Here is a 27,000-nt window from a genome sequence, read left to right as displayed (position 1 = left end):
CCTTCCATGTCCGGTTCTACGATTCGCTCCGCACTCTTCGTGCCTGGCAGCCGCCCTGAACGCTTTGCCAAAGCACTGTCCGCGGGTGCCGATGCGGTTATCGTCGATTTTGAAGACGCTGTCGAAGAATCCCTCAAACGTCAGGCAAGGGACAATCTCGCGGCATTTCTGCAAGCCGAAACACAAGTATCGGTCTGGGTGCGAATCAATGCTCCCGAGCACCCTGAACATGCCGCCGATATCGTCTTTTGCCAACAGCAATCTGGCATCGCCGGAGTCCTGCTGCCGAAGGCCGAAAGTGCGGCTCAGGTCGCCGCGGTTGCTGCCACAGACAAACCGATATGGCCAATCATAGAAAGTGCGCGCGGGGTTTTAAAACTCGCTGAAATTGCTGCCGAACAGGGTGTTCAACGTTTGGCATTTGGCGCCTTGGATTACGGACTGGATTTGAACCTGAACCTAGGCTCACCCGCGGGTCATTTCGTGCTCGATCAAGCACGCGTGACGTTGCTACTGCATTCACGGGACGCTAACTTGCTGCCGCCGCTGGATGGTGTCTACCCAGGCATTGATGACCTGGAAGGTCTGCATCAAGCTATCTGTCACGCCCATGAAATGGGGTTCGCTGGCGCTATGTGTATCCATCCCAAGCAAATTCCTGTGATTCAGCGTGCTCTGGCCCCGAGTGCGGATATGTTAGCTTGGGCGCAACGAGTCGTTGACGCCAGCGCACATGGTCGCGGCGCCTTTCAAATTGATGGGCAGATGGTCGACGCGCCAGTGTTGATCCGTGCGCAACGGATACTCGCGATGGGTTCTATCAATCCGAACGCTCATCGATGAAGATGAGACTTTCTTAAGCATCCAATCTTGTGTGCACTGCATGAACCCTCGCAGTAAATTCGCGGAGGTAGAATGCCGTGCACATATGACTTGGCTTTGCTTTGAGATAATGAACCGCCCGAACACAGATTGAGTTCGGCTAGATCTTCGACTTGATCCTTTCAGAAATCAACGCTGAGAGCACACCTAGGCGCCCAGTGAAAAAATGATCCGCACCTGGTACGACTCTTACTGACGCGTTACTCCGCTCAGCCCACCGAAGAGCCTGCGATAGCGGAGCGCTTTCGTCCATCTCCCCGTGTATCAAACATGCTTCAGCGACTACTGGTGTCGCGTAGTTTCTCTTGCCTGGAACCTCGCCATCTGGAAGCCCACAGAGAATAACGTCATCACAGGATAGAGAGGCCTGCGCCAATGCCTGCTCTACTCGAGCCGCAATGAAGGCACCAAAGGAAAATCCCATCAGAATGAAGGGCACCCTGCCCTCCCTTTCGCGCAGCAGATTGATCAAATCGATGATGTCCTGAGTTTCAAGAACTCCACCATCATATTTACCTGATGATTTCCCGACACCTCGAAAATTTGGACGATAGACACTCACACCTAGCGCGTTAGCGGCGCGCATCATCGTAAAGGGGACTTTGTGATTAGCATTACCCCCTAGCAACGGATGAGGATGGGCAATCAACGCTACCGCTTTAGGTGATGCCAGACAGTCGCTCAGTACCTCTGTGACGCCATTGGATACTTCAAAAAATTCACTTGTTGCCATGGAAAACACCGCAGCTAGTTTACGCGTCCCTCTACCTGGGAGCTCGCGTCAGCGCCCGTCGGGGGGCTTAGTTCTGGGACAGGTACATCTTCAATAACGCGCGACAGCAGTACCATTGGTTTTTTGCTATTTATAATGGCAAACATCATACCCCTGGCGCTTCTGGGCAATTTCTTGATAAGGCTCTTGGCCGTGTCCCTGAGCGCTTGATCCGTCCCGTGAATCTTGGCCGCCAGAAGTAGACAGATAGTTGCATCGATCATATTCATGAAACGTTGGTCTCGACAGCTACAGCAGGATTTATGACGTCCAGTAGACACCGTTTTTCCGGTAGTTCATTACTAGATACGCTATCAAAATTAAAAATCAGGCTCATGTGTTGCTCAGCACGACGCAGCAGAACTAGCATCGTGCTGGCTCATTGACCGAGTAATGGGCCTAGACGCTAAGGCACAAGTATTTGATTTCCAGATAGTCTTCAATACCGTATTTGGAGCCTTCTCGTCCCAACCCGGAGGCTTTAACACCGCCAAATGGGGCAACCTCGTTAGAGATCAGCCCAGTGTTGATGCCAACCATCCCATACTCGAGCGCTTCAGCGACGCGGAACACTCGACTCATGTTCTGGGCGTAGAAGTAAGAAGCCAAGCCGTACTCCGTATCGTTGGCCATCGCGATGACTTCAGCTTCGTCTTTGAAACGGAACAGCGGTGCCAGTGGCCCGAAAGTCTCCTCCTTTGCCACGGCGGCATTCGTGGGCACATCAGTCAAAATAGTTGGCTCGAAGAAATTCCCCTCCAGGCCGTTCCCACCCGAAAGAATCTTGGCCCCCTTGCTCACTGCGTCAGCGATGTGTTCTTTGATCTTCGCCACAGCTTTTTCGTCGATCATTGGCCCAGTGGTAGTACTCAAATCCAGACCGTTACCGACCTTCAGCTTAGCCACTCCTGCTTTTAGCTTTTCTGCGAAGGCATCATAAATAGCATCCTGCACGTAGATCCGGTTGGCGCACACACAGGTTTGCCCGTTGTTGCGATACTTGGAAATGATCGCGCCCTCAACGGCTTTATCAAGGTTGGCATCATCGAACACAATAAACGGTGCATTACCGCCCAACTCAAGAGAAACCTTCTTGATGTCCTTGGCACACTCACCCAACAGCTGCCGGCCAATTTCGGTTGAGCCAGTGAACGAAAGCTTACGCACGATCGGATTACTGGTCAGCTCTGAGCCGATATCGCCAGCGCTCCCAGTGACTACGCTGAATACACCAGCAGGAATTCCTGCACGCTCTGCAAGTGCCGCTAATGCGAGCGCTGAATAGGGGGTTTGCGAAGCGGGTTTGAGCACCATGGTGCAACCGGCGGCCAGTGCGGGGCCAGCCTTGCGAGTGATCATCGCCGACGGAAAGTTCCAAGGTGTAATGGCGGCAGTAACACCGATGGGCTGCTTTAAAACGATCAATCGCTTGTCCGGTTGGTGGCCCGGGATCACATCGCCATAAATTCGTTTCGCTTCTTCAGCAAACCACTCAAGAAAGGACGCCGAATAAACAACTTCCCCTTTAGCTTCAGATAAAGGCTTGCCCTGCTCGAGCGTCATCAGACGAGCGAGATCGTCTTGGTTTGCAATGATCAGCTCAAACCAGGCCCGCAATTTACTTGAACGCTCTTTGGCAGTCAGAGCACTCCAAGCTGGAAGTGCGCGGTTTGCAGCCTCAATGGCACGCCGAGTTTCGACTGCGCCCATTTTAGGCACAGTGCCAAGAATCTCATTGGTGGCTGGATTGTTCACCTTGATCGTCTGGCCACTGTCGGCATCAACCCACACGCCATCTAAATAGGCTTGCTGTCGAAACAAATTGGAGTCTTTGAGCTGCATGATCACTTCCCGTCTTATGATTTTGTGTCGAAAACTGCTCCGGTGAATTGGCCATCATCGCTGGAGTTCAACGAGGGAAATATGGTCACTGTGGCTACTTGGGAGGGGCCATTAAAGCCTGCTCCTAGCGTCACAGACACGAAGCAGCTTCAATCCTATCTCCAAAAGTTAACGGCCTGTTTTTTCGCGCATTCACATTTTCCGAAGCCCCCGTTCACCGAAATAAAATCAACCGTTAGTTTTAAATAGTTCCCTTCGGAGTTCGCTCAATCCACGGCCGTAATCTGGGCAAGCAACTATTACTTTTCTTAGGTGGAATACTCATTTCAATGGTTATACGTCTGACGATCTGACCGGCATTATGCAGAAACCGGCGACTAACTGACTGTATTCCTGCAAGCCGCCACCAAGAGTGGCGGATAGACTGACCATTCCACTCGAAGATCCCGCTCACCGCGGAAATCTGACTGATCCAACAACAAGAAAAAGCTCAGTTGATTACAAAGCGGGCATGTCCCGCCTAGATACATGTTGTCCTTACTGCCCTACCTCTAACGTTGTGCGCCAATGATGTGTCACACCTCGTGCGTGGCCGCTGTTTGTTCACGCTTTCGAATGGAAGAAAAGAATGTCAAACCTAAATAATCTCAAACGCAAATTATCCCTACTGGATCTCACGCTCATAGGACTGGGAGCCACGTTCGGTTCTGGATGGCTATTCGCATCAAGCCACGTTGCAGCCATTGCCGGCCCAGCGGGCATCATCTCCTGGATAATTGGTGCTGCTGCCGTGTTTCTCCTGGGCCTTATGTACTGTGAGCTTGGGGCAGCGATGCCAACCACTGGTGGGATATTGCAGTACCCGATCATCAGCCATGGCCCAATGCTCGGGTACATGATGGGTTTCATTACGCTGGTTGCTTATTCCAGCGTCGTAGCGATCGAGGTGGTAGCAGCCAGACAATACGCAAGCGCATGGTTTCCATCCTTGACTGAAGTAGGCTCAAGCTCTCCCACAATGCTGGGGTGGATGGTTCAATTCTGCTTGCTTTGTTTGTTCATGTTGACGAACTACTTCAGCATCAAATCGTTCGCCCTGGCAAACAACATCATCAGTCTGTTCAAGTTTATAGTGCCGATCTGCGTAGTCGTGGTGCTATTCCGACACTTCAACAGCGAAAACCTGACCCAGTCTGGATTCGCTCCAAATGGCGTTGAAGGGATTGGTGCCGCGATTTCCGCAGGCGGCATTATTTTCGCGTACCTCGGGTTGACTCCAATCATTTCCGCGGCGAGCGAGGTGAAGAATCCTCAACGTAATATTCCACTGGCTCTCATGCTCTCCATCGCTTGCTCAGCCGTCATCTATTTGCTTTTACAAATAGCCTTCTTGGGTAGCCTGCCCACTGAGATGCTCGCCAATGGCTGGAGTGATCTGGGTAGCAAGCTTCCACTCCCCTTCCGTGACATTGCGTTGCTGCTTGGGGCAGTGTGGCTCGCGACGATTGTGGTTGCTGATGCAGTGGTGTCCCCCACCGGTTGCGGCAACATTTTCATGAACTCCACATCACGAATTGCTTGTGGGTGGGCAGGGTCGACAACTCTGCTGAATGGCTTTGCCAAGGTCGATCCAAAATCCGGTATCCCTCGCCGAGCATTGTGGCTGGCATTCGTACTCTCGGTGGCCTGGACGCTGCCCTTCCCATCCTGGGAAAAACTGATCAGCGTCGTTTCAGCAGCGCTCGTGCTTAGTTACGCAATCGCGCCAATTTCGGTTGCAGCATTGCGGCAGCGGAAATTCTCTCGGCCATTCAAGGTAAAAGCTCTTTTCTTGCTCGGGCCGTTGTCGTTCTTCGTGGCCAGCTTGCTGGTATTGTGGTCTGGTTGGGGCGTCATCTCTTGGCTCGCCGGCTTGCAGATCCTGATCTTCATCGTGCAGTTGGTGCTTAAATCGATGAGCGGTACACGTTCGACGATGCATAGGGAAATCGGATCATCACTTTGGCTGGTTGTTTATTACGCTGGGATGATGGGGCTTACCTGGGCAATCGGGCCTGGCAAAGTAAGTGAAGTAACCGTAATTTCGATCCTGGCGATGTTCTCGACTGCTATTTACTTCTGGGGAGCCACAAGCTGTTATCCCCTCACCGAGAAGACGGACTCGCTTGCTATGCCATCTGGGGACTTAAAACCGCATACCGTTTAATCAACCATGAACTGATGCCAAGCCAGCCAACAGGCCGGTTTGGCACATGTGAAGCCTACTGTTTTCCATACCTTATACTCAGCGCCTCGTGAGTTAGGATCTGTGAATCAGAGTCGATGCTACATCTGGCATCGCCGCATTGAATTGACCACCTGGTTGCGTACTGTTTGACCAAGGTGGGATTCGCACTCACCAGCAGTTCAACAAATTAGAGCTCAGACCAAGATCACATGAGCGACCGGGCCCGTGAGTCGCTCCCTTCTGAGACAGAAGGAAGCGACTTAGGCCGACTCAGTTGATTGGCCGCAGGCGATATTGCGGCGGCAGGTGCTCAAAGCCACTGATGGTTGAGTTCAGGCTCTTCCAGCGGCCATCCTTGATGCCATAAATGCACCCATGGATCGACAGGTTCTGACCGCGGCTCCAAGCGTTCTGGATGATGCTGGTGTGGCCGACGTTGGCCACTTGCTGGATCACGTTAAGCTCACAGAGGCGATCGACCCGTTCTTCTTCAGTCGACAATTTGGCCAGTTCTTCGCGCTTTTCGTAATAAAGATCGCGAATCGAACGCAGCCAGCCGTCGATCAGCCCGAACTGGCGATCCTGCATCGCCGCACGCACACCGCCACAACCATAGTGCCCGGTGACCAGTATGTGTTTGACCTTGAGCACATCCACGGCGTATTGGATTACCGACAGGCAATTCAGATCAGTATGCAGCACCACGTTGGCCACGTTGCGATGTACGAACAAATCGCCCGGGAGCATGCCTACGATTTCGTTGGCAGGCACCCGCGCATCCGAACAACCGATCCAGAGGTATTCGGGGGTTTGCTGACGTGCCAGTTTTGCGAAAAAATCAGGATCTTCCTGCTTAATTGCATCGGCCCAACGTTCGTTGTTATCGATCAGTATTTGTAGATCGTTCATGTTCAAACCTCATAAATGATCCGCAGCTTTGGCGCGCGGCAAGCGCCCGAGGTCACGTTTCCATTCGCGAGTCGCGGGCAAAGTCTCCGATCTCTCACGTTGAGTGCTGGGCCTATTTTGAAATACAGGCCCAAGTATGAGAAGTAGTCATAACCAGGTCGCTTCTCCCAATGGCGATTCAGTCGCTCTGCAAATTTGCATGTTCCCGTATAACCTAATCGCATCGTAGCAAGTCAGTGCAAACGCAATTTCCTGGTCAACGGAAGTGCTTCTGGTAGTCAATTGTCGTGCAATTTTGCGGCATTGCGATATTAACGAGCCTAGCGTCACCCCTTCACATTTGGGTCAAGCGTGGTGCGTTTGGATCATTGCTTCCACGAGCATCAGAAACTCACTTGGCCACACCTAAGTAAACAAAATTCGACGCATAAAAAAACCGCTTGGTATTTGCTAACCAAGCGGTAAAAAGCGCTGACCAAGCGCAAGCCAATAGTTCAAAGTTACTCGTCAACCATACCGTGTTGTGCATAGCGAAGATTATGGCTTTGCAAAAGCAAGCATTACTATCGCAGCTGGGATAATCTTCAGCCTTCGAAAACATTGCTAAATCATACAGCGCCCCATATTCATTCGCTGTATGATCTCTCCGTGATATTTTGCGGCATTTAGCATAGCAGCCCGAATCTTCACAAATTAATCTCATGCTTGGCGAGTAAACTAACACCTCGGCTTCTTACTAGAGCGGCGCTTTAAATGATCGACAGTAAAGATTTGCTACATTGGATCGACAGGGATCTTTCGTTGATGGACAAGATCTTTGATCGCATGCCTGATTTGATGTTTTACGTCAAGGATACATTGGGGCGTTACGTCGTAATTAACCAGACGCTCGTCCGGTACAGCGGAAAGCGAAATAAACAAGATGTCATCGGCCTGACAGCTGACGATCTGTTCCCGATCACAAGCTCGAGCATAGTCGCACAAGATTTGAGCGTCATTCACACAGGAAAAGAAATCATCGATGCCTTACGGCTTTTTCGCTCTGCCGATGGCCATCGACAATGGTGTCTGAGTTCAAAGTTCGGGATTGTTGATGCTAACGATCAGACTACAGGATTGGTAGGCATATCTCGAATTCTGGCACGCCCGGATGAAAAGCACCTGGGATATAAACGGCTAATGGAGTTTTCAAGGCTAGTTAAAGAAAACCTTGCTCAGCCGCAGCTCATTGCCGATATTGCGAGGGAAGTTGATCTCTCAATGGATACTCTGCAGCGATTAACCCGAGAGGTTTTTCAGTTGTCGCCGAAGCAGATTTTGATGAAGGCAAGAATCGAGAAGGCGTGTGACATGCTCGAACACAGTGAGGCGAGTATTACTGATATCGCAACTGAGTGCGGGTACTCGGATCACAGTGCATTTAGTCGTCAGTTCAAGGCTACGCTTCACTGCACGCCACAGCAATACCGCAGCACAACGATAAAAAATATAGCGCAAGATAATTTAGTATCAGCGCTATAAAAGTAAACCCTACAATCATCCGCGATCATTGAACATCAATATCGCGGATATTTATGACTTTAGTAGGTTGGAAGCTCTCCTAAGCGCTCCACAATATCGACACACCAACGTTTGAAACGAATGCACCAGGATTTTCTTATCATTATTGTCTCCACCTGAGAAGCGTTAACAATTCGATCCAGCGGTGATAAGGGCGCCAACGGCCTCCCTTTTTAATCTGTAAAAAAGTTATATTTTTTAGAATCGAATTAAGTCACCACAATCGAACCAAATGCATTGATGGCACAGGCACGCCATCAATGCATATACAGTTCGGAGTTCGCCGGTCATTAAACGTGACTGGCGCTACCCATAAGGGCCTCTCTGAAACGGCTTCTCAGATACGGGCCATCGCGAGGTGGCAACGCAGTCGGTGCTGGGTCTGTCGTAACCTTCACACACAGCGTAACCGGGCCTTGGTGGCTATACAGTGTGTCGATTGCACTCTCAAGACCATCCTGGTCGTTCACGAGAATACTCTGGCCAAAGCCCACTGCTGTAGCGACGGCGTTGATACTGACACCACGGCCAGCATGGGCTGGCTGCATCCCTGTTTCGGCATAGTGCTCGTTATCAATTACAACAATGCTGAGGTTGTCAGGGCTGTGACAAGCAACTGTAGCCAGAGAGCCAAGGCCCATCATCATTTCGCCGTCACCGACAAATACGATGACACGTTTTGTCGGTTGAGCCAGAGCGATGCCCATACCGAACATCACTGCCCCCCCCATTGCCCCCCACAGGTAAAAATTCTGGGCGCAGTCGCCTGCAGCAGCGACGTCGAAAGTGGGGTTGCCGAGGCTTGTGACAGCTAGCGCATCGCCGCGATCTTTTAGAATCCGGGCCACGACTTCACGTCGATTGAGAGTCGGTTTAATCTTCTGAATAGCCTGCATGATCACACTCACTTATTAAAGTTTTTGGTGCCGATGACGCGCTGCCCAATCAGGACTGCAACCATACGGCCGGTCTGGTAAGCGAAACGTGCGCCAGCGCTAACCGTCGCCTCGACCTCTTCGGCAGAATCGGCGCGGTACACATACACACCAGACGCTTCCAAAACTTCTTGAGTGGACTTACCCATAGCTACCTGCCATGGGTTGAACTCGCCCCATTCCCCCCTCATGGTAACAATCATGAAGAGTGGCATTCGGGTTTCATGTTGCAAGGAAAGCATGTTGATGCAGTTACCTACACCGCTTGACTGAACAAGAAGAACGCCACGTTGCCCTCCTGCCCAAGCGCCACCTAGTTGAGCAACACCCTCCTCCTCTGTGGTCAGCGAAACGGAGTGAATTTCCGGGTCAGCATCACACATCTGGATCAACTTGCTATGCCCAGCATCCGGAACATAAACAACTTGCTTCACATCCAGCTTCTTAAATTCAGCAAATATTTGCTCTGGCCAATTTATCGTCACGTCTGCTCAACTCCAGTTGTTATTTTTGGCAAGAAAAAGCATGCAACCATCACGGGGTGTGGTAGCAAATTTTCGCTTAATAAATTACGGGCACATCAATATACAAGCCTTCGGGCAGCCTGAAAGCTGATAAGACGCGATCAGCCAGACAGTAAAGTTTTGCTTTAATTTCCACGGCAAGCCTCCGTCGCGAGACTTTTTAAGTCTCGCTAGTATCAATCAAGTTTTATACTACTTAACTGCGCGAACCTGGAGGGTTACTCCTGAACCATGCTCCGCAGAGTCAAAGTACGTAAACCCATTTCTGTTAGGCAAACGACCGCGAAGAATAGGCGTCAACCCGGCAGCAAATGCCTCTGATTCCGCAACATCGCAGTCAGGAACTGTGAACCCTAGATGGAACACGCCTTCACCTCGTTCCTCAAGGAAGCGACGTTGAAGAGTATTTCCTTCGGGTGGCGCACATAATTGAAGCTGAAAATTTTCGAGATTGGCATATTTGTAGTGCAGCTTCACAAAGTCTTCGGCATTCGGAGCAAGCAACTCCCCTTTGAAAGCTTCCAATGAAGGAAATTGATTCCAAGGGCCTATTCCGAGAGATTCGTAGTAGGCGACAGCCTTATCCATGTCGCGAACAATTACGCAGACATGATGGAGAGTTTTGAAGATGCTTGTGTCGCTCATCACTTCACCTGTTTTTTCGCAAAGGCATCAGCAGATTCGACAAAGCTCTGACCAATCAACGGGTTCCATTGCACACCAGATTTAGCTTCTACACCTGGTTTAAGGCGCTGAGTTTCGTCGTAGTCACTCCATGGGTGCATGAACAAGGGCTCGGCACTTTCCAACGTCTCTAGACGCTCCGCATAGTCCGCGAGGTAAGCCACTCGCTCTTCAGCAGTCACACGGCCAGGCATCCATGCCGCAAATGGCGGTAGGACGGAGAAGCCGGTATAAGCCAGGAGGCCGTTGTGAATTGGCCAAAGTACATGCAGCAAATCCCCATCGATCCCGTTGGGCTCATAGAGTGTCGATGCAGTCCCTGTTGTCAGGCACAGCATTGCCTTCTTGCCTTTGAACAAGCCCGAGTCGTATTTGCGGCCGGCAGCATAGGCAAAGCCACGACTGAATACCCGATCGCACCACCCCTTCAGGATCGAAGGCATGGAGAACCACCACACTGGAAAGTGGAACAACACAAGGTCAGCCTCAGCAACTTTCTGCTGCTCACGAACAACGTCAGCACTCTGGCTATTCTGTGCGAACGCGTGTTCTTGCTCACGAGACAGATCCAAGAAATCCGCATTCTCGCGTTCAGCAAAATCTGCTGCCGACAGCACTGGATTCCACCCCATTGCGTAGAGGTCGCTGACGACAACTTCGTGACCTAAGCGGGTCAATGTTTCCACAGCTGTGTTCTTAAGCGCTGCGTTGAACGATGCCTGCTCTGGGTGTGCATAAACGATGAGAGCTTTCATTTACTACCACTCTGGATCTGAAAAAAAGGAGGCCTAAAAAACAGCCCAAACGAATCATCTGTGATCAACTTTAGGCCGCAAAGGGTTCAGTGTCTTGATGATCCTCGACCAGTTTCTGCGGTTTTTTGCATAGTCTGTGTTTTTTCCTTCCCCGTAAGATACTCCGTACTGGTGGCACAGCCCCCGGGAACCCACTGCACAGGTGTAGCACCGCCCGTAGCAGCAACCGGCTGAATACTCCCAGGTGCCAGCAGCAAGAGCTGCATGGTGGGACGAGCCAAGATGATTGGAACCGACTCGGGAGTGCTTTCTTCTAGAGGTTGATCGACGTCCAGCATTGCGCAAACATGCGCCATGATCTGTTGGCTTGCTTCAGTTGAAGCGCAAAGGATATGGCTGCAGGCAAGCACCTCATGTGTAAAGACTCTTACGATGAGTGCGGCGAGGCTCGCCGGCAACGAATGCTCGTATGCCGGATGCTGAGCCAGCCAAATTTTTTTAATCCCGCAGACTTGGGCAGCTTGAAACGCAATCTCGCTCACTGCTTCACCCGCCAGTAGCAAATACACTTCAGCGCCTGGCAACTGTGCAGCGGCAATTGTTGCGCGCGTTTCCAGGGTTAAAGCACCGTCGGCATACTGAGCCAAAACCAGAAGCTTCATTTGGTAATCCGTGAGTTTTGACCAAGTGCTTAAGACAGCTTTTGCTCACAAGCCGCTAGTAATATCGATGCACAAATAACTTCTGATGCCGTCCGCAATGCCTCAACAGCAGGTGACGATGGCGCTATGCGCAACTGCTGATCGTGCGGGTCAATTCCATGGGGAAAACACGACCCCGCATCTGTCATCTGAACACCCGCTGCCTTGGCTAGCGCGACGACATGCTTCGCGGTTCCTGGGTAAACATCTACGCTGATGAAGTACCCACCCTTAGGTGTACTCCACTGTGCAAAGCCGTGTTGGCCGAGCTTGGCTTCCAGGATTTCGAGCACTGCGTCGAAACGAGGTTTAAGCAGCCCCCTGTGGGAATCCATCAGCGCTTTGAGGCCATTCAGATCACGCAGAAACCGGACATGGCGGAGCTGATTTATTTTGTCGGGCCCAACACTCCGCACCGAAGCGTGTTGCAACCACCACTTGATGTTGTCTCCCGAGCTACCAAGCATGGCGAGGCCCGCACCAGCCTGGGTGACCTTGGAAGTCGAAGCAAAGACAAGCGCACGATTTGGATAACCATTTCGCGTGCACGCTTCATAAATGTTTTCAATCTGAACATCTTCGTCGGTCAGGTGATGCACGGTGTAAGCGTCATCCCAAAACAATCGAAAGTCAGGCGCAGCTGTAGGCATCGACGCGAGCGCCTCAATAACCAACTCACTGTAGATAGTGCCCGTAGGGTTACTGTACTTCGGAACGCACCACATCCCTCGAATAGAAGCATCCCGAGCAACCAAGCTACGAACTGCACTCATGTCCGGGCCATCTTCCAGCATTGGGATGGGGATCAAACGAATGCCAAAAGCTTCGCAGAGAGTGAAGTGACGATCGTATCCCGGAACAGGGCAGAGAAAGGCCACTGTCTCCTTTTCTTGCTGCCATGGACGAATGGATCCTGGCACTCCTCCGCGCATGGCGAACGACAGACAGTCGTACATAAGCGCAAGGCTTGAATTTCCGCTGACCACTACCTGGCTTTCAGGCACACCCAGCACTGGTGCAAACAGTCTACGAGCCTCAGGGATACCTTGCTGCCCCATGTAGTTTCGGCAGTCCGTACCATCCTCTGCTATGTAATCCCCAACCCCTGGTAGCTCCAGCAACTTGTTAGAGAGTTCAAGCTGTTCACTGCTGGGAACGCCGCGAGCCATGCTGATCGACAATTTCAACTCGCAAAGGCGAATATAATCATTCTGCGCACGCGCATGCAGCTGCGAAAGATCTTCCCTGGAGAGATCATCCAGTTTCATTTGTTAAGCCTCTGACTATTTTGAATACCCAGCAAACGTCGGGACAGTTCGGTAAGCGTCTGTACAGCGAGTGATTCGGAATCAGCTATAAAAGTCGCTCCGCCGGTCAACAATCCCATCAGCGCCCGAGCCGCAATATCGACATCCAAAACATTGAAAATGCCAGTTGAGACACCTCGCTTGATAATCGCAATGAGCTCCTTGCGGTACAGCTCATCTTGAGCAACAACCGTCGCGCGCTGGGCCCCTTTTAGATTTTTGAGCTCGAGCATCACCAAGTCTTCCTCTCTAGAGTTTCGCAATACGCGCCCCACGTGAAACGAGATGAAGGCATTGAGCTGCGTTAACGCGCTGGCACGTTTTGGCTTGATGGACAGCCAGTCGTTCAAGCGTTGCTGGAGCAGGGAATCCAGCACTTCTTCGAGCACATCAATCTTGCTTGGAAAGTGGTAATAAAGGCTCCCCGCCTGCATGCCCGCCTTTCTGGCCAGACTACGCATCGACATTGCAGAAAAGCCGCCTTCCATAATCAAATCAATGGCAGCGTTCACAATGAGCTGATCAGAGCCCACCTCAGTTGTTACCGCATTTGCCTGGTGCATATGGATAAAAACCTTGAGTTAACGGAGTTCAAACAGGGGCTGCGCGAAGCCAATGACTTGCCCTTCTTCAGCAACAGCCGCGACCAGCACTCCTGTACAACTTGCTTTAACCTCCTCCAGCAGGTCGTCGTTCTGCAGAAACGCAACGATCTGGCCTTCCTTGATCTCACTTCCAACCTTTACGAACGACTCTTCTCGCTGAGGATGAGTGAGGCGCAGAACGCCCATGGACGGCGAGAGGATAATTTTGCACGGTTCCTCCTCTACCCTCTCAATGTGAGCAGATGATGAGGTGCCGTTCGCCTTGGCGTCGAACCTCAGACTTAAACAGGCTCCCGCCTGCTCAAATTCAAACGCTCTTAGAGAGTGTTTCTGAAGCAGAATCACAACCTTTTCGATGAATTCGGGGCTCATTTCGACGTCTCCTTATCCTGATCGAGATAGCGTTCTAGATGGTGAATGTCGAATCCCCCTTGAACGAAACCTGGTTCGCTCATGAGGCGTTGATGCAGCGGGATATTATTTTTGATACCAGTGAGCTGCGCCTCTCCCAAGGCACCGGCCATACGGTTGATAGCCTCCTCTCGGGTGGAACCATGGGCGAGGAACTTGGCGACAAGCGAGTCATAATGGGGTGGTACCTGATATCCAGAATACAGGTGGCTATCAATGCGAATACCTGGCCCTCCAGGTGGAAGCCAAGACTTCACTGTCCCTGGGGCTGGGACAAAACTGAACGGATCTTCAGCATTAATCCTGCATTCGACCGCATGCCCCCGAAGTGTGACTTGGCTTTGATCGATCGACAGAGGGAAACCTTGAGCAATCAGCAGTTGTTCACGCACGATATCCACCCCTGTTACCAATTCGGTAACCGGATGTTCAACTTGAACTCGGGTGTTCATCTCGATGAAAAAGAACTCACCGTTCTCATAGAGGAATTCGAACGTGCCGGCGCCCCTGTAACCTATCAGTTGGCATGCCTTCACACAGCGCTCGCCGATGAATGCAATAGCCTCTCTATCGACGCCTGGAGCCGGAGACTCTTCGATAATCTTCTGGTGGCGTCGTTGCATTGAGCAGTCACGCTCGCCAAGCCACACGGCGTTGCCAAAATTGTCAGCCAGAATCTGGATTTCGATATGACGGGGATGCTCTAGAAACTTTTCCAGATACACCTCAGGATTACCAAAGGCTCGCCCGGCCTCCTCACGCGTCATGGCCACAGATTCATTCAGCTCAGCAGGTGTGCGGACAATGCGCATGCCGCGCCCTCCACCACCTCCAGATGCTTTTACGATGAGTGGGTATCCACACGTCTCAGCAATGTGGCGAACTTGCTCGACATCATCTGGCAGCGCGCCTGGTGAGCCAGGGACGCACGGAACACCAGCCTCCAGCATCGCTTGCTTGGCCGAAACTTTGTCCCCCATCAAGCGGATGGATGCAGAGCTGGGCCCAACAAATACGAGTCCTGCTGCTTCGATGTCAGCAGCAAAGCCAGCGTTTTCAGCCAAAAAGCCATAGCCCGGGTGGATAGCTCCCGCGTCTGTGAGCTTCGCCGCTTGAAGTAAGCGCTTGGAGTTCAGATAACTTTCACTTGCTGCAGCCGGGCCTATGCAAATGGCCTGGTCAGCCAATGCCACATGGCGCAGACCTGCATCAGCCTGGGAGTGCACCGCAATTGTGCGCACCCCTATATCCCTAGCAGCTCGCAACACACGTAACGCGATCTCACCGCGGTTGGCGATAAGTACACTGTCAAACAACGGCTTACTCATGATCGTCCATCGCCTCGATTGTGAACAAAGGGCTACCGGCTTCAATCATCTCGCCGTCACTTTTAAGGATCGCCACAATGCGACCGCTGCGATCTGCCTCAATGGGATTGAGCATCTTCATGGCCTCAACGATTGCCAGCGTCTGCCCTTCTTCGACAACATCTCCCACCTCAACAAAGGGTGGCTTGTCTGGTGAAGGCGAACGATAAAAAATTCCGACCAAGCTGGACGACACTGAATAGCCGGGTTTATCTGATGACACAGGCGGGACTGCTATTGAGCTATCTTCAGTCGCAGCGCTCGCAGGAATGATGTTGGTGGCAACCAGTCCACGCTGTGCTGAAGCGACAACAGTCAGACCGTGCAAGCCGAGACGGACGCGACAGTCCCCCTCGCTGTATTCCAACTCCGCGACTCCCGAGCGTTCGACAATTTCAATCAGGCGCTCGATAAACTCTATGTTCATATCTCTTCTCGCTTTGACGATACCGTCAGTCATTCGCTTAACGCTCAAACGAAACTGGCAATGACAACGTTTTGGGTTTCCAGAGTGCTTCGCACATGGGCGGCGATTGCGACAGCAGCCGGTGTATCGCTATGGACACAAATTGAATCGATGGGGCATGGAATGATCTTGCCCGAGATGGTTTCGATACCTTGAGCACGCACCATTCGTACAACCCGATCTGCAGCTTCGTCAGGATTGTGGATTACCGCGCCAGGTAACTTGCGCGAGACGAGATGCCCGTCCTCGGTATAAGCACGATCGGCAAAAATCTCTGAGCGCACTTCAAGGCCCATTTCGGAGGCAATGCGCGCCTGGTGCCCCAGGGCAATGACCAGACAGATCAAAGAAGGGTCTACGGCATGTATAGCGCGACACACCGCAGCAGCAACGTCTGGGTCAGTTTGCGTCAGATTTCCAAGCGCTCCATGAGCCTTGACGTGCGTGAGCGTATGGCCGGAATAGCTCGCCATCGCTTGTGAAGCACCAATCTGGTACGCCACTAACCGCTCTATTTCTGACACCGAGAAAGGAATATTCCGGCGACCAAAACCCCAGAGATCAGGAAAGCCGGGATGCGCGCCCACGGCCACGCCTCGTTCTTTTGCCATCGCATAAGTGGCAGCCATGATATCGGGGTCGCCACCGTGAAAGCCGCAAGCGACATTGGCAGAGCTGACGATGTTCAAAATGGCCTCATCATCGCCCATCGAATATGCGCCAAAACCTTCGCCCATGTCCGAGTTCAAATCGACCGTCAATGAATGCTGTGACATGAAAATACTCTCGTAAAAATTGTGGGCCTGCCGGCCCATCAAAGGGTCAGGCCCAACGTCCGCTCTAACTTGTTAAGCTCGAGATCCTGCTGCGTCTGAGCTTCGATTGCCTCTGCCAGATCAACCACCAAAAAACGCAGTTTGCTGCCGACCGGTGCTTGACCAAGCAGCGATAAGTCCGCGTCGATGACGTTGGCGATTTTTGGGTAGCCACCACACGTATTGGCCTCTGCCATCTGAATAATGGGTTGGCCAGATGGAGGTACTTGAACGGTGCCGGGGAGAATTCCGTGCGACAGAAGCTCCAACCGACTGCGCAACTTGAGCACCGACCCACTCAGTCGCATGCCCATGCGATTTGTCTCCTGAGTGACCTGCCAGGGCTCAGAGAAAAAACGCTCGCGGGCCTCCTCCTCGAAATCTTCATACTGAGCAGCAGCTAATACGCGAATGGTGGTTTCTGTAGTCAGAGATGGCAGTTCACGAGCAGCAGCGAGCCCACAGCTGCCGGTGTTTTTTGTCCGAGGTAGATTCAATGCCAGTTGATCACCGCGAGAAAGCCCACGGCCCTCAAACCCACCAAAACCGCTTTTCAAATCCGTCGCACGTGAGCCCAATAGCACTGGAACATCGATTCCACCTGCGAAGGCCAGGTAAACCCGGGCACCTCGTCGTGGGGCTTGAATAATCAATGTCTGACCAGCTTTGCCTTCACAGGCCCAGTTCGGTGGCAACTCAAAACCATCCAAATGAGCCAGCGCATCCGCGCCAGTTAGTGCAAATCGACTGTCAGTTATGAATCTCAGACGCGCAGGGAAAAGTACGATCTCCAGTCCTGCGAAATCTGCAGGGTTGCCGACCATGATGTTGGCCGTGCTGAGCGCAAACCTATCCATAGCGCCAGATTGGCCTACGCCAATGTTGAGGTAACCCTTGCGCCCCAAATCCTGAACAGAGTTCAAGGCACCAGTAGATAGAATTTCGATCATGATTCAATTCCAGCAATGCTGAAGCGAATGCTATCGCCTGGTTGCAAGAACGAAGGCGACTCACGCCGCTGGTCGAATAATTTCAGTTCTGTTCGGCCAATGACGTGCCAACCGGAAGGGGCCGAGCACGGCATGATCCCAGCCTGGGCACCACCAATAATGATTGCTCCCTCCTCCAGACGCATCCGAGGCACTGAGCGACGGGGAGTTGCGAGTCTAGGGTTCAACCCAGACAGGTATGGAAAACCTGGCATAGCGCCAACACAGGCAACCCGATAAACCGCCTCGCTGTGCAACCCTATGAAGGTTTGAACATCCATATTTGCCAGCTCGGCAATGACGGCCAAATCCTCACCTTGTTGCCCGCCATAGATAACTGGTACATCGATCTCTCGCCCCACGTGCTCATCAACAGTCACATGCGACCAGGCATGAAGTAGTTGCTCGGTTAGCACACCGACTGAAGTTTCAGTCGGTGAATAAACGATCAGCAGATTGTTCATCCCAGGTACGACTTCGCGTACGCCGGGCAAATGAGCAACCAGATTCGCCGTTGCAAGCACTCGCTGCTGTATTGGCTCACTGAATCCAATTGAGGCGGCATCAAGAAACAAACCTTGGCTGCCTGCAATGCAGACTTTTGGCATGGGATCGAGAGAGGACATGTCAGTGACTCACTCGTTAACAGGAACGGTGTAGTTCAGGATGAGGCGACCGCCATCGGGATAGATGGTCTGGCCGACGATGTAAGACGCGTCCTCGCTCGCCAGGAATGACGCAACACTGGCCACCTCTGACGCTTGACCTACGCGTGCGATTGGAGTGCGAGACAGCACGGTGTGCCGCTGTGCAGGGCTGGCCATTACCGAGTTCATCACCAGATCGGTCGCAATCGTTCCTGGGCCGATCGCGTTGACCCGAATTCCATGCGAGATCAAACCAACGGCCATAACGGCTGTCAGCTGCTTGATGCCACCTTTTGAAACTGCGTAAGCAACCGCTGTAGGGTTGGCGAGTACAGCATTGATGGACGACATATTGATGATCGAACCTTTGATCCCTTTCTCGATCATGACGCGGGCTGCAGCTTGGCCGATCAAAAAAGGAGACTTCAGGTTAACGCGCTGAGTTTTATCAAAGGCATCTTCGGGATAGTCAACGAAGTCCGCGGTGATGATAATTCCGGCGTTGTTTACGACAATATCCAGCGAGCCAAAGTGATCCACTGCCTTTGCTACAATCGCCTTGGCCATTGATGAGGAAATATCGCTCAAATCCGCGGCGTACCAAGTTGCGTTTTCGCCGAGACGCTCGGCCTGTGCACGAACTTTTTCCTCTTGCACATCGACCAACACTACCTTGGCACCGTCAGCCAAAAAACGCTCGGCACACGCCAAACCCAATCCCTGTGCAGCGCCAGTTACCAATGCGACCTTGTTTGCGTGTTTCATAGCTACTCCCGTTTACTTTGGATAATCAAAAACTCAATTCGAAGTTTTGGTGGTAGAGACCTCAACGCACTGATTTACGAGTTAGCGCGACACAGTCAGTGGCCGCCCAGGTATGCGTTGCGAACTTCATCGTTGGTCAGTAACTCGTGCCCGGTGCCTGTCAAACGAATCTCACCGTTAACCATTACGTAGGCACGATCCGACAGCCTCAGCGCATGGTTGGCGTTCTGCTCGACCAGGAAGATCGTCATGCCTGTTTTCGCAAGCTCACGCAGTGTGGAGAAAATTTGTTTGACGACGATTGGCGCCAGCCCGAGGCTTGGCTCATCCAACAGCAACAGCTTGGGGCGGCTCATCAGGGCACGTGCAATGGCCAGCATTTGCTGCTCACCGCCGGACATAGTCATCGCACGCTGGTTCCTACGCTCCTTGAGGCGCGGGAACAGTTCAAACATGCGTTGCATATCTTCGTTGGCGTACTTGTCCCCAATCGGGATGGTGCCCATCATCAAGTTCTCTTCCACCGACATGTCGGGGAACACACGGCGTCCTTCTGGCGATTGAGCAATGCCGTTAGAGGCAATGTAGTGCGACGACTTGTGGGTGATGTCGGTACCTTGAAAGACGATCTGCCCGTTTGCTGCACGTGGTTGGCCGAAGATCGACATCAGCAACGTCGACTTACCTGCTCCGTTTGAACCGATCAGGCTGACAGTTTCGCCTTCGTTAATTTCTAGCGAGACTTTCTTCAGAGCCTGAATCGGCCCGTAGTACACATCGATGTCTTTCAGTGTGAGGATCGACTTAGTCATGCCAATTCCTCCTCATCTGCGCCCAGATACGCGGCAATCACTTTCGGATCGTTGCGGATCTGTTCCGGCTTGCCCTTGGCAATTACATTGCCGTGGTCGATCACGACGATATCGTCGGAAATCCCCATAACCATGCCCATGTCATGCTCGATCAGCACGACGGTCATGTCATGGTCGTCACGCAGGTAGCGAATCATGCCGCTGAGTGCTTCAGTTTCCTGTGGATTAAGGCCTGCAGCAGGTTCGTCCAGACAGATCACCTGTGGACGCGTGCACATGGCACGGGCAATTTCCAGACGGCGCTGCTGACCGTAGGAAAGTTCACCAGCCAACCGATTGGCGCAATCCAAAAGATCGACCACTTCCAGCCAGTAGAAAGCGGTATTCATGGCGTCTTCCTCAGCCTTGCGGTAACCCTTGGTATTGAGGATCCCTGCAACCATGCTGCGGTTGACCCACATGTGCTGGGCGACCAAAAGGTTCTCGATAACGGACATCTCCTTGAACAGACGAATGTTCTGGAATGTCCGTGCAAGCCCTGCACGGTTTACCAAGTGCGTACCGCCGAACATCTTGTAGAACAGACGTCTGGCGAAGCGACCGGGCGAGATGAAGTCGGTGGGGAGAAATTGTTCACCGAGCAACTGAATGACATTGGTCTTCTTGCCGCGAGCATTAAGTTCTATGCGCCCGCCTGTTGCCTTGTAGAAACCCGTCAGGCAGTTGAATACGGTGGTCTTGCCAGCACCATTGGGGCCGATCAAGGCAAAGATCGAATTGCGGCGCACCTCCAAGCTGACATCGCTGAGGGCCTTGATGCCACCGAAGTGCATCACCAGGTGCTCGACGGAAAGAACGATTTCGTCGTTCATTACACGCCCCCCACTTTCGTCAGTACACCTTTGCGTGGGCGGATTCCGATACGGCTGATACGGATCAGGCCACGGGGCCGCCAGATCATCATAAGCACCATCAGGATGCCGAACAGAAGAACGCGGTACTCAGCGAAGCTGCGAAGCATCTCTGGCGCCACGGTCAGCACGAACGCCGCAATCACCACGCCAACCGTGGAGCCCATGCCGCCGAGTACAACGATGGCGAGAATCAGCGCAGACTCGAAGAAGGTGAACGAGGTCGGGTTGACGAAGCCTTGATAGCTGGCAAAAAACACACCCGCTAGACCTGCGGTGGAGGCACCAATAGCGAATGCCGAGAGCTTGACCAGAACATGGTTCAGGCCCATGGAGCGGCAGGCGATTTCATCTTCACGCAAGGCCTCCCATGCTCGACCGATCGGCATGCGGGTAAGGCGATGCTTGATGTACAACACAGCCAGAACCACCAGGAACAGCACGACGTAAATGAAGATGAATTTGAGGTTGGGGTTGTAATCCATACCCAGTAATTGGTGGATCGGTATCCCACCCTCTTTCGCCTGCCTGCCGAACTCAATTCCCATGAATGTAGGTGCTGGAACTGGTAGACCGTTGGGGCCGCCAGTGAAGGACAGCCAGTTGTTGAGCACCAGTCGAATGATTTCACCGAAGCCCAAGGTCACGATGGCCAGATAGTCGCCATGCAGCCGCAAAACCGGAAAGCCCAATAGACAACCCGCGAACCCAGCAGCAATAGCGGCCAGTGGTAACACAGACCAGAACCCGAGCCCCAGGTATTGATATCCCAATGCCAGGCCATAAGCCCCGATCGCATAAAAGCCGACGTAACCCAAATCTAGAAGACCTGCCAGACCGACCACGATGTTCAGGCCAAGACCCAGAAGAACGTAGATCAGACCAAGGATGACCACTGTAATCAGGTACTTGTCAGCGAAGGCTGGAAAGATCAGAGCGACGACCACCACCAATGGCATGATCCAGAGCAGGCGTGATCTGTGATCAGGCTTTAAGACTTGCACACCGCTGTCGGCGTGAGTGAAACGATGGGATAACCGCTGCCCTGTTTGAGTTTGTAGGAACAGGCTCAACGCCAAACGTCCAGCCATGACAATCGCTGTCATCCAGGCTACTCGAGCGGGTTGCCAGTTGAAGCTATAACCGTCCAGAACGACACCCACAACCGGGCCAAAAACGATCAACGCCAAGAGGCCAGCGACCAACGTCTCGATAAGGCTTTTTTTGATATCGTAGGATTTGAAGCGATGCGCTTCATTCCCTAGTGCTTTATTCAGGGTTATGGAAGACATGCTCACACCTTTGTAACTAGGGGACGGCCAAGCAGGCCTTGTGGTCGCAGGATCAGGATGAGTACCAGCAGCGCGAAGCTGAAAACGTCCTTGTAATCACTGTTGACCATCCCTGCGAATTGCGACTCAGCGACACCCAATATCAAGCCACCGAACATGGCTCCTGGTAACGACCCGATCCCACCGAGTACTGCTGCTGTGAATGCCTTTATGCCGATGATGAAACCTGCATAAAAATCAAACGTGCCGTAGTTCATGGTGATCAGAACACCTGCCAAAGCAGCCATGGCAGCGCCAATGATGAACACGTAAGAAATAACTCGATCCGTATTGATCCCCAGAATCGATGCCATTTTTCGGTCTTGCTGCACGGCGCGGCACATCCGTCCAAGCTTCGTGCACTTGATTAGCCACGTGAGGATCGCCATGCCGATGAAAGCTGCAATCAGGATGAAAATCTTGGTGTAGGTAAGCTGAACAAAGCCGGTGCCGATCGAAAACCTCATCGATCCTTCAAGCAAAGTAGGCACGCCCTGCTGACGCGCCCCTTGGCTTATTTGCACGTAGTTCTGCAGGATCAGAGACATGCCTATGGCACTGATCAGCGGCGCCAATCGCGTCGAGTTACGCAGCGGTTTATAGGCCACGCGCTCAATCACTAACCCATACACACCGGTGACCACGATCGTGAAAACCAGGGTGCCCAGAATGAGGAAGGGAAATGACTGGACACCGAAGAAAGAAAATACGGCTAGCCCGATTGCAGCTAAATACGCAGAGACCATATACACATCGCCATGGGCGAAGTTGATCATCCCGATAATGCCGTAGACCATGGTGTATCCGATCGCAATCAGCCCATACACAGAGCCAAGCGTCAGGCCATTCACCATCTGCTGAAGAAAGATGCCGTCCACGATTAGAGTTCCGTCAGTGAATTGAGAAACACGCACCCTGCGCTCGACCCGCTAACGGGTCGAGGCAAGTGAGCACCCGGTCAAATTTGTTTGTATTTGCCGTCAGGGCCCCACTGGTACATCACATAATCGGAAACCTTCAGATCTCCATTCTTGTCCCACTCTTTGTTGCCAATCGCAGTAGGCACCGGATGGCTCTTTAACCAAACAGAAGCCTTCTCACCGTTGGTGCTTTTGATCGCACTGAACGCTGCCGCTAATGCTTGTACCGAAGAGTAGGAATACAGGGTGTAACCTTCCGGCTCGTAGCCATTGGCCCGGAATTTTTCAACGACCGTTTTACCGGCAGGGTTGTTACGTGGATCGGCTCCGAATGTCATCAGCACGCCATTCACGTACTGCGCCCCGCCTGCGGCGCTGACCAATTCATCGGTCACGATGCCGTCGCCAGAAATAAATTTCGCTGTCACACCCTGCTCACGCAGCTGCCGTACAAGCGGGCCAGCTTCTGGATGCAAACCACCGAAATAGACCACTTCGGGATCAGTCGAACGAATCTTTGTAACGAGGGCATTGAAGTCCTTTTCTCCACGGGTCAAACCCTCGTAAAGCACTTCCTTCACACCCTTTTTGTTGAGCTCAACCTTTGTCGCGTCGGCCAGGCCCTGACCGTAAGTGTCCTTGTCATGAATGATCACAACTCGCTTGGCTTTGAGGACATCAGCGATGTAATCCCCAGCGACAATGCCTTGTTGGTCATCGCGTCCGCAGTTGCGGAAAACTGTCGGCAACCCACGCTCAGTCACTTTAGGGTTGGTTGCTGCCGGACTAATGCTGATGACTCCAGCATCGGCGTAAATCTCATTCGTCGGAATAACCGAGGACGAACAGAAGTGACCGACCACTGCGACCACTTTGTCTGACTCGATCAGCCGGTTCGCTACAGCGACAGCTTGTTTTGGGTCACAAGCGTCATCGCCCTTAACGAGGCGAATTTTCTCGCCATTGATACCGCCATCGTTATTTATGGCTTCTGCGGCAGCCTGAGCTCCCCGCCAGACCTGATCACCATAAGCCGCATAGGTACCCGTGAAGGGCCCAGCCACACCGATCACAACATCAGCATGAACGACACCGCTGACTAACGCAGTGGCCAACGATGCACTCACCAAAAACGGTTTTGCTTTACCACTCATATCGCTCGCTCCAAGGTAGAACAGCTCTATTGCGACCCTCAGTTCCAAACCGCAAACTGCACAACACGACTGAAAAAGAAGGCCTTTAAGGGATCAGCAGAAGAAAGTTGGCAAACTCCGGAAAGCCGCCCGCCAACATCAAGGGCTTATTTTATTGATCTTCGTACGGGTGCCGGCCCTGGCATGTGTGCTCATTTTGCCGACAAGATGCGGACACTGGCTTGCACTAACACAGCCGATTCGATGCGGTTTTTTGCATAGCATGCGGGCAAGCGGGCGCGAAATTCCCCGCTTGGAAAAAGCAGCGTCAATATGGAAAAAGATGGATAGGTGAGGAGTTACTGAGCCTGAAGACTCGATCGATACTGCTGAGGGGTGAAGTGCGTTGCGGCTTTGAACTGACGAGAAAATGCGCTGTGATCGGCATAGCCACACTCGCCAGCAATGTCGGTGATACTGGCTTGCGACTCCTCCAACAATCGGCAGGCCTTGTCTATACGAATCCGGATGAGCATCTGCTTGGGTGTAAGCTGAAAGATCTCTTTTGTTAAACGCTCCAGCGTATCAACGGACAGATTAACGCTCTGGGCCACCTCAGAAATAAGCAGCTTTTGATCGCTGTCAGTTTCCAGAATTCGTATGAAATCCATCAGCCTTTTATAGCTGCTTTTTTTTTCATCCGGTCTGGGCAAAATTCGCGATACCCCGACCAGGCCAAAATTTCCCGTCTCCGGATCCTTGAGCTGAAACTTAGAGCTGAGACACCATTGCTTCCTTCCGTCGGCAGAGAAATACAAACGAAGCAGATCCACGATTTTTTTTCCATCGTTGATCACGCTCATGTCCTGAGCCAGAGTGTTGTGGCCTGTTCCAGGAAAAAGCTCATCGGCGGTTAGACCTAGAACCTGCTGCTTGTTGCGCATCCCGGCCTGATCAACTATCGCCTGGTTGACCATTACATAGCGGGCTTGGCTGTCCTTGACGAAGAACATCACATCAGGGAGTCGATCAAAAACCTGCTCCAGCAATGGTAGGTTTTCGTCGGCGCTACGTAGCAAATCATCACACCTGAACATGTTTACATCCGATCCAACGTTTACAGGGATCTACCTTACACCAGCCTAGCCAGGCGCATAGGGGAAAATCAAGGCGCCTCATTGTGCAACCTCCCGCTAGAAAACCGCTGAGGATACTGCACTCCATTGGGTCGTCATCTACCAAGCGCGCACCGAACATGGTCAAGAAAGGCTAGCAAACATATAAGCCGAGTAAGATTTCCCCCTAACTCACCATGAAAATCAGCGATCGCGTGAGCAAAAAATCACTATGCAGAAAGCCGTAAAAATCCACGGAGTAAATCACAAGCCACCGCAACCTGGTTACAGCAGACTGTGCCGAGTTCGCTACTTGAGGATTTTCCCGTGACCCACCCAACCGATTCAGTTGTCATCATCGGCGGCGCCATCATCGGCAGCTTCGTCGCTTATTTTCTACGACGTGAGGGCCATAAAGGCTCGATCAAAGTTATCGAGCGCGACAGCACCTATCAGTTCTCCTCCACTGCTCTTTCGGCGTCTTCGATCCGCACCCAATTCGGCTGCCCTTTCAACATCAATATGAGTCTTTTTAGTGCCGGAGTTTTCAAAGATATCAAGACGTGGTTTGGCGAAGATGCCGACATTGGTTTTGAGGAGCGCGGTTATCTCATGCTCGGTTCGCCAGACGGAGCCGATGTGCAACGCACCACAGCCTTGATGCAGCGCGAGCATGGCGCCACGGTTGATATTCTGACCCCAGAACAAACCAAAGAACGTTTCCCCTGGATTAACGCCGAAGACCTTGGTATCGCAACCTATGGAGCCGCCAACGAAGGCTGGTTTGACGCTTGGGCGCTACTGCAATTGGTTCGCCGTGAAGCCAAAAAACTTGGCGTTGAATATGTACAAAGGGAAGCCTGCGGTATCACCCAGAATGGCGGTAAAGTCGAGTCCGTCCAACTCACAGACGGCACCAGTTTGCCGTGCACCTGGTGCGTCAACGCTGCCGGGCCGGCAAGCGGTAAAGTTGCGAGTTGGCTGGGGATTGACCTGCCGGTAGAGCCCCGTAAGCGAACGGTCTTTCACATCAAAACGCCGGTGCCGACTGAAGGCTTTCCAATGCTTTTTGATAATTCGGGTGCGTGGATCCGTCCGGAAGGCGATGGATTCATTGCCGGGATTGCTCTCGAAGAACCCGTGGATGTACACGCCGAGGGCGACTTTGAGCCGAGCCATCATTTGCTCGAAGAAACACTGTGGCCACTTTTGGCACACCGCATCCCTGAGATGGAACAGATTCGCCTGCAGCGGTCATGGGCAGGTCACTATGAAATGAATTTACTGGATCACAACGGCGTCGTTGGCGCGCACGACCAAATCACCAATTTCATATTCGCAACCGGTTTCTCGGGCCACGGAGTCATGCATTCCCCCGCAACTGGCCGCGGAGTCGCTGAACTGATCGTTCACGGCAAATACCAGACACTGGATCTGTCGCCCTTGGGTTATGAGCGTATACGTCACAATCAGCCCATCGTTGAGTCGGTTATCTACTAACTCCTGCGCGAGCCGGTATCGTCCGGCTCGCTATGCGATGCATCCTCGGTTACCTAGCGGAATTGAACGTGACAGTTGTCTCGAAAGCACTCATCCCCTCCTCCTCTTCCCTTCA

At 52.4% G+C, this 27,000-nt stretch carries 27 protein-coding genes and 1 pseudogene; 4 read left to right on the top strand and 24 right to left on the bottom strand.

From position 1 onward, the window contains the following. Positions 1–6: 6 nt before the first annotated feature. Positions 7–843, top strand: a complete 837-nt coding sequence (locus AC07V0_RS00430; RefSeq protein WP_495019236.1) for an HpcH/HpaI aldolase/citrate lyase family protein — start codon at positions 7–9, stop codon at positions 841–843. Between the two features lie 139 nt (positions 844–982). On the opposite strand, the gene AC07V0_RS00425 is transcribed toward AC07V0_RS00430, so the two are convergent. From AC07V0_RS00425 to gabD, 3 genes and pseudogenes are all read right to left on the bottom strand, one after another. Further along, positions 983–1,615 carry an alpha/beta hydrolase gene (locus AC07V0_RS00425; protein ID WP_495019235.1) on the bottom strand — a complete coding sequence of 211 codons (633 nt, stop codon included), beginning with the start codon at positions 1,613–1,615 and terminating at the stop codon, positions 983–985. A gap of 151 nt (positions 1,616–1,766) precedes the next feature. Further along, a pseudogene (locus AC07V0_RS00420) lies at positions 1,767–1,884 on the bottom strand (DUF7740 domain-containing protein); the annotation flags it as partial. Between the two features lie 169 nt (positions 1,885–2,053). Beyond that, positions 2,054–3,496 carry an NADP-dependent succinate-semialdehyde dehydrogenase gene (gabD, locus tag AC07V0_RS00415; RefSeq protein WP_495019234.1) on the bottom strand — a complete coding sequence of 481 codons (1,443 nt, stop codon included), beginning with the start codon at positions 3,494–3,496 and terminating at the stop codon, positions 2,054–2,056. A gap of 628 nt (positions 3,497–4,124) precedes the next feature. On the opposite strand from gabD, the gene AC07V0_RS00410 reads away from it, so the two are divergent. After that, positions 4,125–5,702 carry an APC family permease gene (locus AC07V0_RS00410; RefSeq protein ID WP_492583386.1) on the top strand — a complete coding sequence of 526 codons (1,578 nt, stop codon included), beginning with the start codon at positions 4,125–4,127 and terminating at the stop codon, positions 5,700–5,702. Between the two features lie 291 nt (positions 5,703–5,993). Here the strand turns inward: AC07V0_RS00410 and can are convergent, their stop codons facing one another. Next, positions 5,994–6,632, bottom strand: a complete 639-nt coding sequence (gene can / locus AC07V0_RS00405) for a carbonate dehydratase (RefSeq protein ID WP_492583388.1) — start codon at positions 6,630–6,632, stop codon at positions 5,994–5,996. Positions 6,633–7,385: 753 nt separating this feature from the next. On the opposite strand from can, the gene AC07V0_RS00400 reads away from it, so the two are divergent. Then, on the top strand, positions 7,386–8,153 hold the full coding sequence (locus tag AC07V0_RS00400; protein ID WP_492583390.1) for a helix-turn-helix domain-containing protein: 768 nt from the start codon (positions 7,386–7,388) through the stop codon (positions 8,151–8,153). Positions 8,154–8,482: 329 nt separating this feature from the next. Here AC07V0_RS00400 and AC07V0_RS00395 read toward each other — a convergent pair whose 3' ends face one another. From AC07V0_RS00395 to AC07V0_RS00300, 20 genes are all read right to left on the bottom strand, one after another. After that, a complete protein-coding gene (locus AC07V0_RS00395) occupies positions 8,483–9,088 on the bottom strand; it encodes a thiamine pyrophosphate-dependent enzyme (protein WP_492583392.1) in 606 nt (201 codons plus the stop codon). 8 nt (positions 9,089–9,096) lie between these two features. Then, positions 9,097–9,612: a thiamine pyrophosphate-binding protein gene (locus AC07V0_RS00390; RefSeq protein ID WP_415769031.1), complete on the bottom strand. Its 516-nt coding sequence runs from the start codon at positions 9,610–9,612 to the stop codon at positions 9,097–9,099. 231 nt (positions 9,613–9,843) lie between these two features. Then, positions 9,844–10,296 (bottom strand): VOC family protein, encoded by a 453-nt coding sequence (locus AC07V0_RS00385; protein ID WP_492583394.1) that lies wholly within the window; start codon positions 10,294–10,296, stop codon positions 9,844–9,846. Beyond that, positions 10,296–11,090, bottom strand: coding sequence for an NAD(P)H-dependent oxidoreductase (locus AC07V0_RS00380; protein WP_495019233.1), 795 nt, complete (start codon positions 11,088–11,090; stop codon positions 10,296–10,298). Before AC07V0_RS00380 ends, AC07V0_RS00385 begins: the two co-directional genes overlap by 1 nt. Before the next feature lie 86 nt (positions 11,091–11,176). After that, on the bottom strand, positions 11,177–11,752 hold the full coding sequence (locus AC07V0_RS00375) for an adenine nucleotide alpha hydrolase family protein (protein WP_495019232.1): 576 nt from the start codon (positions 11,750–11,752) through the stop codon (positions 11,177–11,179). A gap of 29 nt (positions 11,753–11,781) precedes the next feature. Then, positions 11,782–13,059 (bottom strand): aspartate aminotransferase type Ic, encoded by a 1,278-nt coding sequence (locus AC07V0_RS00370; protein WP_495019231.1) that lies wholly within the window; start codon positions 13,057–13,059, stop codon positions 11,782–11,784. Further along, entirely contained in the window at positions 13,056–13,661 is a 606-nt protein-coding gene (locus tag AC07V0_RS00365; RefSeq protein ID WP_495019230.1) for a TetR/AcrR family transcriptional regulator, read from the bottom strand. Before AC07V0_RS00365 ends, AC07V0_RS00370 begins: the two co-directional genes overlap by 4 nt. Before the next feature lie 18 nt (positions 13,662–13,679). Beyond that, positions 13,680–14,075, bottom strand: a complete 396-nt coding sequence (locus AC07V0_RS00360) for a biotin/lipoyl-containing protein (protein ID WP_495019229.1) — start codon at positions 14,073–14,075, stop codon at positions 13,680–13,682. After that, the gene (accC, locus tag AC07V0_RS00355) at positions 14,072–15,430 is read right to left on the bottom strand and encodes an acetyl-CoA carboxylase biotin carboxylase subunit (RefSeq protein WP_492587431.1); all 1,359 of its coding nucleotides are present in this window, start codon (positions 15,428–15,430) and stop codon (positions 14,072–14,074) included. Before accC ends, AC07V0_RS00360 begins: the two co-directional genes overlap by 4 nt. A gap of 4 nt (positions 15,431–15,434) precedes the next feature. Next, entirely contained in the window at positions 15,435–15,941 is a 507-nt protein-coding gene (accB, locus tag AC07V0_RS00350) for an acetyl-CoA carboxylase biotin carboxyl carrier protein (protein WP_492583406.1), read from the bottom strand. An 11-nt stretch (positions 15,942–15,952) separates the two neighbouring features. Continuing rightward, positions 15,953–16,762 carry a LamB/YcsF family protein gene (locus AC07V0_RS00345; protein ID WP_492583408.1) on the bottom strand — a complete coding sequence of 270 codons (810 nt, stop codon included), beginning with the start codon at positions 16,760–16,762 and terminating at the stop codon, positions 15,953–15,955. Next, the gene (locus AC07V0_RS00340; RefSeq protein ID WP_495019228.1) at positions 16,762–17,712 is read right to left on the bottom strand and encodes a 5-oxoprolinase subunit C family protein; all 951 of its coding nucleotides are present in this window, start codon (positions 17,710–17,712) and stop codon (positions 16,762–16,764) included. Before AC07V0_RS00340 ends, AC07V0_RS00345 begins: the two co-directional genes overlap by 1 nt. Then, complete coding sequence (gene pxpB / locus AC07V0_RS00335) at positions 17,709–18,377, bottom strand: 5-oxoprolinase subunit PxpB (protein WP_495019227.1); 669 nt, start codon at positions 18,375–18,377, stop codon at positions 17,709–17,711. Before pxpB ends, AC07V0_RS00340 begins: the two co-directional genes overlap by 4 nt. A 9-nt stretch (positions 18,378–18,386) precedes the next feature. Continuing rightward, positions 18,387–19,163, bottom strand: coding sequence for an SDR family NAD(P)-dependent oxidoreductase (locus AC07V0_RS00330; protein WP_492583414.1), 777 nt, complete (start codon positions 19,161–19,163; stop codon positions 18,387–18,389). A gap of 95 nt (positions 19,164–19,258) precedes the next feature. Further along, complete coding sequence (locus AC07V0_RS00325) at positions 19,259–19,975, bottom strand: ABC transporter ATP-binding protein (RefSeq protein ID WP_492583416.1); 717 nt, start codon at positions 19,973–19,975, stop codon at positions 19,259–19,261. Further along, a complete protein-coding gene (locus tag AC07V0_RS00320; RefSeq protein WP_495019226.1) occupies positions 19,972–20,847 on the bottom strand; it encodes an ABC transporter ATP-binding protein in 876 nt (291 codons plus the stop codon). Before AC07V0_RS00320 ends, AC07V0_RS00325 begins: the two co-directional genes overlap by 4 nt. Beyond that, positions 20,847–22,178, bottom strand: a complete 1,332-nt coding sequence (gene livM / locus AC07V0_RS00315; protein ID WP_495019225.1) for a high-affinity branched-chain amino acid ABC transporter permease LivM — start codon at positions 22,176–22,178, stop codon at positions 20,847–20,849. Before livM ends, AC07V0_RS00320 begins: the two co-directional genes overlap by 1 nt. Before the next feature lie 2 nt (positions 22,179–22,180). After that, positions 22,181–23,095, bottom strand: coding sequence for an ABC transporter permease subunit (locus tag AC07V0_RS00310; RefSeq protein ID WP_495019224.1), 915 nt, complete (start codon positions 23,093–23,095; stop codon positions 22,181–22,183). Between the two features lie 80 nt (positions 23,096–23,175). Then, the gene (locus AC07V0_RS00305) at positions 23,176–24,291 is read right to left on the bottom strand and encodes a branched-chain amino acid ABC transporter substrate-binding protein (protein WP_495019223.1); all 1,116 of its coding nucleotides are present in this window, start codon (positions 24,289–24,291) and stop codon (positions 23,176–23,178) included. Positions 24,292–24,629: 338 nt separating this feature from the next. After that, positions 24,630–25,367 (bottom strand): helix-turn-helix domain-containing protein, encoded by a 738-nt coding sequence (locus tag AC07V0_RS00300; protein ID WP_495019222.1) that lies wholly within the window; start codon positions 25,365–25,367, stop codon positions 24,630–24,632. A 345-nt stretch (positions 25,368–25,712) separates the two neighbouring features. Between AC07V0_RS00300 and AC07V0_RS00295 the strand changes: the two genes are divergently transcribed. After that, entirely contained in the window at positions 25,713–26,885 is a 1,173-nt protein-coding gene (locus tag AC07V0_RS00295) for an NAD(P)/FAD-dependent oxidoreductase (protein ID WP_495019221.1), read from the top strand. Positions 26,886–27,000 lie beyond the last annotated feature (115 nt).

Source organism: Pseudomonas sp. GW821-FHT01E10, assembly GCF_059422365.1.
Note: the sequence above shows the minus strand (reverse complement) of the source record. Positions and strands in the feature narration are given on the sequence as shown.